The 11,570-nt window shown below is 61.6% G+C and carries 12 protein-coding genes and 1 riboswitch; of the genes, 6 read left to right on the top strand and 6 right to left on the bottom strand.

Going from position 1 to position 11,570, the window contains the following annotated elements:
- The first annotated feature begins 1 nt into the window (after nucleotide 1).
- Nucleotides 2–880: a carbohydrate ABC transporter permease gene (locus ACFWYE_RS25005; protein ID WP_379114924.1), complete on the top strand. Its 879-nt coding sequence runs from the start codon at nucleotides 2–4 to the stop codon at nucleotides 878–880.
- Nucleotides 881–891: 11 nt separating this feature from the next.
- On the opposite strand, the gene ACFWYE_RS25000 is transcribed toward ACFWYE_RS25005, so the two are convergent.
- A complete protein-coding gene (locus ACFWYE_RS25000; protein WP_379114923.1) occupies nucleotides 892–2,115 on the bottom strand; it encodes an ROK family protein in 1,224 nt (407 codons plus the stop codon).
- A gap of 94 nt (nucleotides 2,116–2,209) precedes the next feature.
- On the opposite strand from ACFWYE_RS25000, the gene ACFWYE_RS24995 reads away from it, so the two are divergent.
- Entirely contained in the window at nucleotides 2,210–3,274 is a 1,065-nt protein-coding gene (locus ACFWYE_RS24995; RefSeq protein ID WP_379114922.1) for a Gfo/Idh/MocA family protein, read from the top strand.
- A 30-nt stretch (nucleotides 3,275–3,304) separates the two neighbouring features.
- Here the strand turns inward: ACFWYE_RS24995 and ACFWYE_RS24990 are convergent, their stop codons facing one another.
- Together ACFWYE_RS24990 and ACFWYE_RS24985 are read right to left on the bottom strand one after the other, a co-directional pair.
- The gene (locus tag ACFWYE_RS24990; RefSeq protein ID WP_379114921.1) at nucleotides 3,305–4,015 is read right to left on the bottom strand and encodes a L,D-transpeptidase; all 711 of its coding nucleotides are present in this window, start codon (nucleotides 4,013–4,015) and stop codon (nucleotides 3,305–3,307) included.
- A gap of 197 nt (nucleotides 4,016–4,212) precedes the next feature.
- Nucleotides 4,213–5,079, bottom strand: coding sequence for a LysR substrate-binding domain-containing protein (locus ACFWYE_RS24985; protein WP_379067593.1), 867 nt, complete (start codon nucleotides 5,077–5,079; stop codon nucleotides 4,213–4,215).
- Nucleotides 5,080–5,180: 101 nt separating this feature from the next.
- On the opposite strand from ACFWYE_RS24985, the gene ACFWYE_RS24980 reads away from it, so the two are divergent.
- The gene (locus ACFWYE_RS24980; protein WP_379114920.1) at nucleotides 5,181–6,086 is read left to right on the top strand and encodes a DMT family transporter; all 906 of its coding nucleotides are present in this window, start codon (nucleotides 5,181–5,183) and stop codon (nucleotides 6,084–6,086) included.
- 80 nt (nucleotides 6,087–6,166) lie between these two features.
- Entirely contained in the window at nucleotides 6,167–6,880 is a 714-nt protein-coding gene (locus ACFWYE_RS24975; RefSeq protein WP_379114919.1) for a DUF1868 domain-containing protein, read from the top strand.
- Nucleotides 6,881–6,907: 27 nt separating this feature from the next.
- On the opposite strand, the gene ACFWYE_RS24970 is transcribed toward ACFWYE_RS24975, so the two are convergent.
- The 3 genes from ACFWYE_RS24970 to ACFWYE_RS24960 all read right to left on the bottom strand — a co-directional run bounded on the left by ACFWYE_RS24970 (nucleotide 6,908) and on the right by ACFWYE_RS24960 (nucleotide 9,995).
- Entirely contained in the window at nucleotides 6,908–7,960 is a 1,053-nt protein-coding gene (locus ACFWYE_RS24970; protein ID WP_379114918.1) for a succinylglutamate desuccinylase/aspartoacylase family protein, read from the bottom strand.
- Nucleotides 7,961–8,154: 194 nt separating this feature from the next.
- Nucleotides 8,155–9,537, bottom strand: coding sequence for an FAD-containing oxidoreductase (locus ACFWYE_RS24965; protein WP_379114917.1), 1,383 nt, complete (start codon nucleotides 9,535–9,537; stop codon nucleotides 8,155–8,157).
- A complete protein-coding gene (locus ACFWYE_RS24960) occupies nucleotides 9,534–9,995 on the bottom strand; it encodes a DUF4126 domain-containing protein (protein ID WP_379114916.1) in 462 nt (153 codons plus the stop codon). The genes ACFWYE_RS24965 and ACFWYE_RS24960 overlap by 4 nt, the downstream gene beginning before the upstream one ends.
- A 138-nt stretch (nucleotides 9,996–10,133) precedes the next feature.
- On the opposite strand from ACFWYE_RS24960, the gene ACFWYE_RS24955 reads away from it, so the two are divergent.
- Both ACFWYE_RS24955 and ACFWYE_RS24950 read left to right on the top strand, forming a co-directional pair.
- Nucleotides 10,134–10,685, top strand: coding sequence for a sugar O-acetyltransferase (locus tag ACFWYE_RS24955; RefSeq protein WP_379114915.1), 552 nt, complete (start codon nucleotides 10,134–10,136; stop codon nucleotides 10,683–10,685).
- A gap of 55 nt (nucleotides 10,686–10,740) precedes the next feature.
- A riboswitch (FMN riboswitch) is annotated at nucleotides 10,741–10,887 on the top strand.
- Between the two features lie 76 nt (nucleotides 10,888–10,963).
- Nucleotides 10,964–11,437, top strand: a complete 474-nt coding sequence (locus tag ACFWYE_RS24950; RefSeq protein ID WP_379114914.1) for a 6,7-dimethyl-8-ribityllumazine synthase — start codon at nucleotides 10,964–10,966, stop codon at nucleotides 11,435–11,437.
- Nucleotides 11,438–11,570: the final 133 nt, after the last annotated feature.

Genomic DNA, 11,570 nt, shown 5'->3' with positions numbered 1-11,570 from the left:
CATGGTCAACACAGTTGCCGCCGGGCGACGCCGATCCGCCTCCTTCCGCTATCGCTGGCAACGGCGTGCACGCTCGGCCGGTCTCGTCATGCTGAGCCTGTTCGTGCTCGCCTACACGCTGTTCCCTTATTATTGGGCGATCGTTTCGTCCTTCCGCTCGGGCTCGCAGCTTCTGAGCTCCAGCCTGGTGCCGAACTTCGACCTGGTCCACTACAAGGCCTTGCTTGTCGATCCGGTCTTTGTCGGCTCGATCATCAATTCGCTGATCGTCGCGGGCTCGACAACGATCATCTCTCTGGTTCTAGCGGTGGCGGCTGCGTATGCGCTTGGCCGGCTCAATTTCACGGGCCGGCAGGCCATGCTGATGGCGATCCTGGTGGTCTCGATCTTTCCGCAGATCGCGGTGATGTCGGGCATGTTCGAGCTGGTCCGCTGGTTCGGCCTCTATAACCGGGTCGGTTCGCTGGTCCTCGCCTACCTGATCTTCACGGTTCCGTTCACCGTGTGGGTGCTCACGTCCTTCATGCGGGAGTTTCCGCGTGAACTTGAAGAGGCCGCGATCATGGATGGGTGTTCGCACTGGCGTATCCTGACCAGGATCCTGCTGCCGCTGATGGGGCCCGCGCTGGCGAGCACCGGACTGCTCGCCTTCATCCTGGCCTGGAACGAGTTCCTTTTCGCTCTCACCTTCATCCTGAGCGACGAGAACCGCACCGTGCCGGTGGCGATCGGCCTGATCTCCGGCAACAGCCGCTATGAATATCCGTTCGGCCCGGTGATGGCTGCGTCGATCATCGTCACCTTGCCGCTACTTGTCCTGGTGCTGATCTTCCAGCGCCGCATCGTCAGCGGACTGACAGCCGGCGCCGTCAAGGGATGAAGCAGCCAGGATCAATCAAGTTCGTGGAACACGTCGACGATTTCGCCGGCGATGTTCCATTTCGCGGCGGGCTGCGCCTCCAGCGTCGCCAGCAACGGCATCGTCGCGGCGCCAAGCGCGATCATGTCGCGGTCGAGCAGCCCTTTCTGCAACCTCGGCGCGCTACGGTCGTCACGCGACGCAATGGTGTGGGCCAGAGGAGCGACTTTCTCCAGGAGCCTGTCGAGCAGCCATTCCGGCAAATCGCTGCCCAGGATGATCGTTTCAGGATCAAGCATGTTCTCCAAGGTGCCGACCAGCCAGCGCAAGTGTGGCGCGGCTTCGGCGAGCCACGTCTCGATCTTCGTGTTGCCCGCTTCAACCAGACGGGCAAATCCTGTCTCGCTATCGCGAGTACTGCCGCTGGCACCGATCACGTCGAGCAGATATTCCACCGAGACGATCTGCTCCAGATAGACGGTCTTGCCGTTGTGCGGGACGAGGATGCGACCGATTTCACCGGCGTTGGACCAGCCGCCACGAAACAGTCCGCCGTCATGCACAAGACCGGCGCCGAGGCCGTGGCCGAGCAGCAGGTAGCAGAAGTTGCGGACGGAGCGACCTTTGCCAAAGGTCAATTCAGCCAAGGCGCCGGCGTTGGCGTCGTTCTCGACGATAACGGCCATGTCCCTCTCTTCGGCAAGGCGCCGATCGATCTCATAGCTGTGCAGTTCGCTCCAGAACGACCCTTCGAGGCTTGGAGCGTCCAGTACATGGGCATCGCGAAGTCGCGGGGAGGCGATGCCGATCCCCCAGATGCGATCGACCGGAACCGCAGCTGCCGCGATCAATTCATTGATCATATCGGTCAGGATATCTTTTACGCCGTCGACGCTGCGAGCGGTCAAAGGCCGACGCATGCCGAACCGTTGAACGAAATCGAAGTCTACCAGGGCAGCGCGTATGAAGTCGCGGTCAACGTGCAGGCCGATGCCGTAACCGCGGTCGGCCGCGATGCGGTAGTTGGTCGGCGGTTGTCCCTTGCCGCCGTAGATCTTGCCCGATGCTTCGATCAGGCCAGCCCGTTGCAGATCGTCGATCATGTTGGAAAGCGATTGCGGGCTGAGCCGCGTCAGTCGCGCCAGATCGGCCCGGCTTTGCGTGGGTTCACGACGCAGCAGATCCAGCACCATCTGTCGGTTGAGACGCTTGGTGAACTCGCTGTTCTTGCCAAGCCCGGCATTCCGGAGTTTCACGTATTCACCTAAATCCACTCAGTTGAATAAATCAAAGGGACATGTCATCTAGCACGGGAATCGCTAGTCGTCCCTAGCATTTTTGGAGACCATCATGGACATCCGCGTCGGCCTTATAGGTCTCGGCGAAGTCGCCCAGCTCATGCACCTGCCGCTTCTGGCGGACGACCGTCGCTATCGCATCGAAGCGGTGATGGATGTCGCGCCATCACTTGTCGAACACATTGGCGAACGCTATGGCGTCCCCAGGCGTTACCTGAATGCCGAAGACCTGTTGGCGGATGCCAATCTGGATGCCGTCTTCATCCTGACGCCCGATCATATCCATGGCCGCCTGCTTGCCCAGGCGATGGACGCCGGCAAGCATGTCTTCATCGAGAAGCCGGTCTGCCTGACAGCCGATGAACTGACGCCGCTGCTGCCGCGTGCCGAAGCGTACAGGAAAACGATCTTCGTTGGTTACATGCGCCGCTTTTCACGGCCTTTCCTGGAACTGAAGAAGCGCATGCCGTCGGTGGACAGTGTGCTGCATGCCCGCGTGCGCGACATCATCTGCGAAGGGCCATTCTTCATCCGCCAGACACACAACGTCTTTTATCCGAAGGACGTGCCGCAGACGATCATCGATGAAGGACGTGTCGAGACCGAGCGCCTGTTGCGCTCGGTCATGGGAGCTGAGGCCTCGCGCGAGCAACTGCGGGCCTACCAGGTGCTGACTGGACTGTCGTCGCACAGCTTTTCGGCCATGCGCGAATTGCTCGGGGCACCGAAGGGGGTCCATGCGGCGCGCCAGCATCGCGGCGAGGCGATTTCGGTCCTGTTCGACTACGGGCATTTCACGGCCGTCTACGAGGCGCTGATCCACAACGTGGCCCGCTTCGACGCGGGAATCGACATTATGACCGACCGGCAGCAGTACCGCGTCAACTACGACACGCCCTATATCCGCAACCTGCCTTCGCGTCTCGAGATCATCGATTCCACCGACACGGAAACGCGTACCGAAACGTTCGGTCCAAGCTACGAAGATCCATTCCGCATCGAACTCGACGCCTTCCATGACTGCGTGGCCAATGGCGCTGCCGCCAAGACCACGCTGAAGGATTCGGTCGCCGATCTGGAATTGTTCGCCAAGGTCGGGAAAGCGTTCGTCCGCTAGCCGACGGCGATCCTGGCAAGGGACCCAGGTTCACATGACGAGCAGCGGAGCTTTCCCGGAAACGCGGTCGTAAAGATCGATAACGTCCTGGTTGAACATGCGCACGCAGCCTGCGGAAGCCGACTTGCCGATGGAGCGCCACTGTGGCGATCCGTGGATGCGGTAGAGCGTGTCCTTGCCGTCCTTGAAAATGTACAGCGCACGCGCGCCCAGCGGGTTGGTCACACCAGGCTGCATTCCCTGCCGCCATTTTTCCAGCTTCTGGTCACGGCGGATCATGGACGCCGGCGGTGTCCAGGTTGGCCATTTGCGCTTCCATTGCACGATCGCGCGCCCTTTCCAGGCGTGACCTTGCTTGCCGAGTCCGACGCCATAGCGCATGGCCTTGCCGTTGGGCTGGACCAGATAGAGGAAGTTCTGTCGCGTATCGACAACGATCGATCCGGCTGGTTCTCCCGTCGGATCATCGACAAGCTGGCGCAGGAACTTGGGGTCGACCTTGCCCGTGTCGATGGCCGGCAGGCTGTAGCCGCCGTCGTCGATGGCCGCATACCTCCCGGCGTCCTTGCCCTGATAGGATGCGGGCTCGATTTTTGCCGGAGCCAAGGCTGGAGCCGCGGCAACGGCCGGTATCGGTGGAAAGACAGCGGCGGTCTTCGTATTGGCCTGGACGGTCTGTGAGCATCCGGCGGCGATCATGAGCGGCAGAACCGCAATGCCCGGCAAGCACCGCCGAAGCATCGATAGGATAGTCATTTCTGGTTTGTTGCCTTTTATGGATATTGAATGTGGGCTGAAAGCCGCGCTTTCTTCTTCATCTCAACATGACCACGATATGGCCCGTGGACGCCGCAGAGCAGATTGTTTTGCCATGTGGTGCGCGGGCAACATCTGTCAGCGGCAGCAGGACAGAGGCGATCTATCGCGAAAGCAAAGGTTCAACCGGGCTGAGGTTTCTCTGTCAGGTCGCGGCGGAGGAATTCGTTCAGCCGTTCGACCGCGGGCGTGGTCGACATCGGATTGCGCATGATGCCGACTTCCAGGTCGGGAAGCGGCGGCAGGCCCTCGTTCTCACCGATGATGCGCAGGGAAGGCGGCACACTCAATTGTGCCAGTCCGGCAACGGCCAAACCGGCCTGAACGACAGCGACGAGGCCGAGCAGGCTGGCGCTGGAATAGGTGCAGTGAAAGGTGCGGTCTATGCTGGACAGCACCTGCAACATGTTCACACGGGCAGCACAGCCGGGCTCGAACAGGGCAACCGGCAAAGGATCCTTTTCCCAGGCGACGTGATTTGGCGAAGCAACCCAGACACAGCGCTCCAGCCGCAGCACCTCGAGCGCCTGGTCCGGCAGCCGGGTGATGATTGCGAGATCCAGACGACCTTCCTCCAGCGTCTTCACCAAAGCTGTCGATTGCTCGCAGACAAGCTCCACCGTCACCAGCGGATGGGCGGCGGAGAACCGTGACAAAACCGGTGGCAGCAGATAGGCGGCATAGTCGTCCGGGACGCCGAGACGGACACTGCCCGCTTCCTCCGGGCGGGTGACGCTGGCCAGGGCTTCATCCGAGAGCTTCAGCAACCGCCTGGCATAGACCAGGAATTCCTCACCGGCGGCATTCGGCGTGACCGCGCGCGGAGTACGGATCAGCAGCGGCTTTCCAATCGTCTGCTCGAGCCGCTGCATCTGCATGCTGACAGCGGACTGGCTGCGTCCGACACGCGGGGCGGCATTGGAGAAGCTACCGCTCTCGGCAATGGCGACGAAGGTTTTCAGCAGATCGAGGTCGAGGGGCAGGGCCATAGTGCTATCAGTATAACGAATAGCTTTCACCAAATCTATTCGTTTGCATGAATGCAAATGCAATGGCTTGCTGCTCGTCCATTCGATGCGGATCAATCCACATGACCGACATGCCGACGAGTCGATTTCCTGCCCTGAGCCTGGCGGTTGCGATGATGATCGCCGGCACGGTCGGCGCCTTTGTCACGGAGGCTGGAGTTGATCCCATCACCACCGTGTTCTGGCGCTGCGTTTTCGCCACCCTGTTCCTGGGTGCATGGTGCCTGCTGCGCGGCTATCTGCCGGATCCTCGCCTCTCAAGGGCGCGCCTGCTGCGCGCGGCGATCTGCGGCGTCTGCATGGTGCTGAGCTGGGTCGTCTTCTTTGCGGGCTTTGCCCGGACCTCGATCGCCGTCATGACGATCATCTATCACATCCAGCCATTCTTCGTGGTGCTGATCGGTGTCGTTTTCCTCAAGGAGCGGGTCAGCGCCGACCAGATCGTCTGGATGGTTCTGGCCTTTGTCGGTGTCGTGCTGGCGAGCGGTCTTGTCGCTTCGAACACGGTGATCACCGCGAGCTGGACCGTGGGCATCCTCATGGCGCTCGGCGGCGCGCTGCTCTACGCGGTCGTGACGGTTCTCGCCAAGGGGCTCGGCGAACAGCGTCCGGAGGTGACGGTATTGTGCCAGACCGTGGTGGGAGCCCTCATGCTGGCTCCCCTGGCGAATTTCTCGGAGAACATCCAGGTCGCGTCCTGGGCATGGTTGATCGGCATTGGCGTGCTGCACACCGGAATCGCCTATGTGATGATGTTTTCGGCCTATCCGCGCCTTTCGACGCCGGTCATCGGCGTGCTGACCTTCATCTATCCCGTGGTCGCCATTCTCATCGACTGGGCGATCTATGATCATCCGATCGGGCTACCACAGGCGGTCGGCATGGTGATGATCGCGTCGGCGACATTGGGTGTGCGTCTGGGGTGGCGTTTTCCGGGACGGGTGGCATCCATCTCTCCCGCCGAATAGCCTGCTGACGGCCTGGTGTCACACTGCCTTCAAGCCGGAAACCTACAGAGCTGCTGCAACATCCTTCCCCTGGAGCAGCCGTGGCTTACGAACGAAACGATGCCTTTGCCGAGACATTCACCGAAATAGGCAGGAGCGAGCCTCCTCACTATCTCAACCGTCGCTTCGATGCGGATGGCATATTCTTGCCGCAGCCGGGAAACACCATCGTCAGCCATGTCGTCGATGGTTCGGCAACGCAGCAAGCATTGGTGCGTGTGCGCGAGGCGCTGAAGGCACTGCCCTACGGCGACCGCTTTGCCTATACGCCGGTTTCAAGCCTGCACATGACCGTCTTCCAAGGCACGATCGAAGGCCGGCGCAAGCTGGCCTACTGGCCGCAGGAGCTCTCTTGCGAGGCTCCGATCGACGAGACCACGGCCTTCTTTCTTGACCGGCTGAAAGCCTTTCCCAAAGCATCGGAATTTCGCATGCGGCCCGTCGAGGTCACTCCGCTTGGAGTGGTCGTGACCGGCGCCACGCTCGCTGACGAACAGAGCATTCGCTCATTGCGTGACCGGCTGACCGTGCCTTTCGGCTACAGCCATCCCGATCATGACAGCTATACCTTCCACATCACGCTGGCCTATCTGAAGGCATGGCTGCCGACAGGGGCCGAAGCCACCTATCCGCCGGTGTTGGCTGAACTGACGCGAAACCTCCTGACGGAAGTAGAGGTGCTTGAACTCGAGGTACCGGCGTTCTGCACCTTCAACGACATGACGGAATTCAAGCCGCAACACCACCTGGCCTGAGCCTGCAGCACAGGCCGGACCTTGCGGTCATGCTTCAAGCGCTCCGGCGCGGGCATCGTCGCTGCGCTTGCTGCCCACCAGCTTGACGAGATCATCTCCCTTGCGCGTGACACGGTGCGAGCGGCGGGTCAGGATATAGCCATCCTGAGGTGCGAAGATCTCGGCGCGGCCGCCGGCTTCGCCTGGCGTGTGCACGATGGTGGCCAGCTTGTCACCCTTCTTGACCCAGTCGCCGGGCTTCACGTCATAAAGCACAGCGCTGGCCCTGGGAGCGGGCATCATGTCGATGTTCTCGAGCGGCGCGACAACGCCTTCGAAGCGGCCGGGCTTCGGCACAGTGGTGTCGGCGATGACGCCGCGTGCGACGAGCAGCCTGTAGAGGCCCGCGGCGTCGGCCTCAGCCGTTGCCCCGTCGACGTCGGAAACGCCGCGATACTCGACGGTGGTGACGACGAGGCTCCCGAGCTTTTCCTTGCCGCTTGCAAGGTGCGGTTGCAGAGACGCTTCCTCAAACGCGGCACCGCTTTCACCTTCCCACAGCAGTACGGCTTCGACGCCCATGGCCGCAGCGCAGTCCTGCATCGCCGGCCACAACACCGCAGGCACATAGAGATAGGCAGTGCTTTCGTCGTCGCAATGCAGGTCGAGCACGATGTCGTGCCCGACCGACAGCTTCAGCAGCCGCGCCTTCAGGCGCTGGTCGATCGTCGGCAAGTCCTCTTCCTGCGGCAGCAGCGAGACATCGGGCCTGTCGATCAGGGGGAAGTCGCGGTTGAAATTGACGCGATTCGGCAGGTGGAAACGGCCTTCCAGCTCGCCGAAGACATATTGGGCGCGACCGACCGGATTGGCCCATGGCACGACAGTGAGTGAGCCCTTGATGCGTCCTTCAACCTCAGCTTTGGCGAGCAACGGCATCAACGCGTCGATGGCAACCATGCCGGGCAGCTCGCCGGCATGCAACGCCGCCTGCAGATAGGCGGTTGGCGCTTTGGGGTCGCTTCCCTTGAAACGGTAGACCGGAAACTCATAGGCAACGCCTTCGCTGTCGCCGGCCAGCCGCTCTGTCGTCTTTTCCATGCTCTTCTCCGCCTGGAGCAATTCCAGCAAAAAGTGCGCGTCCGGAATCGCATCAAAACAAAAATCGGAGCGTTTCGACGTTTCCAAGAAAAACGGAGACGCTCTGGTGAATGCCGTTCTGCCGTGCAAGCGGGCGTGTGTCGAGTGGTCCAGCGTTGCGGACGATGAGCGCAGGGATGAGCCGACGTCGCAGATCAGACGAGCGGCTTGAGTTCCTGCGCAATCGTCGGCAGCAGTTCGGAGACGTTGGGATGGATGTGCACGGCCCGTTGCAGCGTCTTCACCGGGGCTCTGGCGTACATCAGGTCAAGCACGCAGTGCACGGCTTCGTCGCCGCCTGGCCCCAGCACGGAACAGCCAAGGATTTCACCGCTGTCGGCATCGACGAGGATTTTCATGAACCCTTGCGTCTCGCCCTTTTCCACCGCCCGGCCGACCCTGGTCATCGGGCGCTGGCCAACCAGAGCGCGGCGACCGGATTTCCGAACGGCCGTTTCGGTCATGCCGGCGCGGCCGAGTGGCGGGTCGGTATAGAGCGCATAGGCCTCGATCCGGTCGCTGATCTTGCGTTGATCGTTGTCGAGCAGGTTTGCGGCAACGATTTCGTAGTCGTTGTAGGAAGTATGCGTGAAGGCGCCCTTGCCGTTGCAGTCGCCCATCGCCCAGATGTGAGGCACGCTGGTATGCAGCTGGTCATCGACCTCGACGAAGCCGCGCTTGTCGACCGTGACGCCGGCCTTGTCGAGACCAAGGTCGTCGGTGTTTGGAACACGGCCAAGCGCCAGCAGCACATGCGAAGCGATCACTGGCGGCTTGCCCTGCGCAAAGGTGACGGCAGTCTGGTCGCCCTGGCTTGCGAACGAGATGTCCTCCGCGCCGAGATGCACGGTGATCCCTTCCTTCTCGAACATGGACAGGATCGTGCTGGAAACATCCTCGTCTTCCCGGCCAATCAGGCGAGGGGCTCTTTCAATGACGGTGACCTCGGAGCCGAAGCGGCGGAACATCTGCGCGAATTCCAGCGAGATATAGCTGCCGCCGACGACCACGAGATGCCTAGGCAACACGTCGAGGTTCATGATCGAGGAGTTGGTGAGGAATGAGATGTCGGCGATGCCAGGCAGGTCCGGCACCGAGGCGCGGCCGCCGACATTGAGGAAGATCCTGTCTGCCGTGAGCAGGTCATCGCCGACGCGAACGGTGTGTTGATCCTCGAAGCGGGCATGGCCACGGAACAGCGTGCAGCCGGGCATGGCTGCAATCCAATCTTCCAATCCCTTGCGGGCGTCGCTGGACACCTTGTCCTTGCGTGCCTTGATCGCCTTCATATCGACGCCGACAGGACCGGAAAGCGTTACGCCATAGTCGGCGGCGCGACGTGCGAGGTGCGCGGCATAGGCACTGGCGACCATCGCCTTGGTCGGCATGCAACCGGTGTTGACGCAGGTGCCACCAACCAGCTTGCGCTCGACCAGGGCGACCGTCATGCCGGCTGCGCTCAGGCGGCCCGCCAGGGAGGGGCCGGCCTGGCCACAGCCGATGATGATGGCATCGAATGTCCTGGCCGTGGTGCTCATGCGACGGCCATCACGATCAGTAGCGCGCCAACGATGGCAATCACATCCTCGACCAGGGCGGCCGGGAGGTCGCGTCCGAAGGCTGCGGCCATTTTGGCGCGCAGCGCGGCGCCGCCATACGTCCCGATGACGGCGCCGATGGCACCGGCGATCAGTCCACCAATCAGTGCTCCTCCGGTCGTCCCAATGACGGCACCCGCGAAAGCGCCACCAACCAGTCGTGCACCGAATTGCTGCGGCACCTTGCGGCTTGGCGTGGACGGAAGCTGGTCGGCGATCAGCTCGACAACGGCGAGGGCTGAGAAAATGGCGACCGTGATCCAGTGGCCCGTGAAGCTTGCCCAGGTACCAGCCACCGGCAGCCAGCCAAGATAGGCGCCCCAGGCGACCGCGGCGGGCGCCATCATGGTTCTCAAGCCGGCGACGACGCCGATCAGCAGAGCAAGCAGAAAAAGCATCTTAACCCCCTCGATTGACCAGCAGCGGCCACATGAGCAACCTATCATATGACTGGTATTTGACCATGGCTGCGGTATCGGACGAACGCGTTCGCAACCGCGCTGATCGCGATGCGGCGAGCATTCCGGAGACCGGCAATGATAAAAAGCGAATTGCAGAAGATGGCCTCCGGTGAGTGGTACAACTGTGTCGACCCGGAGCTTGATGTATTGCGTCTCGCAGCCAGCGAAGCGATTTTCGAGCACAATTCGCTGCCGCCCCGGCAGCGCGGCGACATTGCGCCTGCTCTGCGTGCGCTTTTGGGACTGGCAGGTGAGCGCGCGCGCATCGAAGCGCCGTTTCATTGCGCCTATGGTTTCAACATCTTCCTCGGCGATGGCGTCTTCCTGAATGCTTCCTGCACCATTCTCGATACCGCGCCGGTGCGCATCGGCAGCGCGACCATGCTTGGTCCGCATGTGCAGATCTATTGCCCTGAACATCACAAGGGGGCTGCAGAACGGCGCGCCGGCCTGGAAATCGGCCGCCCGGTTACGATCGGCGAGAACGCCTGGATCGGCGGCGGAGCCATCATCCTGGGTGGCCTGACGATCGGCGACAACGCCATCGTCGGTGCCGGTTCAGTGGTGACCCGGGACGTGCCCGCCGGAGCCACCGTCGTCGGCAATTCTGCTCGGCCAGTTCGCTGAAATCATTGTTCCTGCGGGTTGACAGGCAAGCCATGGGCCGCGTTACTAGCGTCGTTAATGTTCTCAGGGCGGGGTGAAAGTCCCCACCGGCGGTAAGAGCTTCGGCTCAAGCCCGCGAGCGCTTTCCGGCTTGCCGGAAAGGTCAGCAGATCCGGTGCGATTCCGGAGCCGACGGTTACAGTCCGGATGGAAGAGAACGAGCGGGTCAACGGTGGCGCAAGCTGCCGCTTTTCCGTGTCGTGCGTCCTGATTCTGGTTCGAAACGGAAGGAAGGACCCATGAATCAGCAATCCCAGAAACAGTTCGAAACCCGCCGCGTCGCCGTCATTCGCGCACGCTGGCATGCCGATATTGTCGACCAATGCGTCGAAAGCTTTACCAAGGAAATCGAGGCGTTGAGCGGAGGTAATCTGGTCGTCGACGTCTTCGATGTGCCGGGCGCCTATGAAATTCCGCTGCATGCCAAGACGCTTGCCCAGGCAGGCCGCCATGCAGTGGTGCTTGGCGTTGCCTTCGTCGTGAACGGCGGCATCTATCGCCACGAATTCGTGGCGCAGGCCGTGCTGGACGGCATGATGAATGTCCAACTCGGGACCGGCGTACCGGTGCTGTCAGCGGTGCTGACGCCACACAATTTCCACGACGGCGCCGAGCATCACCGCTTCTTCTTCGAGCATTTCAAGGTCAAAGGCCGCGAAGCGGCCCATGCCTGCGTCGAAATCCTCAAGGCGCGCGAGTTGATCGCGGCTTAAGCAAGAGAATAGGGCAGTAGGGCAGGTCGTTTTCGACTGCCCTACTGCCTTTCCTGTTAGAACAGTCCCTCGATCTGTCCCTGATCGTTGAGGAAGATCTTCTCCGAGGATGGCTTGGAGGGCAGGCCGGGCA

The sequence above is a fragment of the Mesorhizobium sp. NPDC059025 genome, assembly GCF_042739655.1.
Taxonomy (GTDB): Bacteria; Pseudomonadota; Alphaproteobacteria; order Rhizobiales; family Rhizobiaceae; genus Mesorhizobium.
Note: the sequence above shows the minus strand (reverse complement) of the source record. Positions and strands in the feature narration are given on the sequence as shown.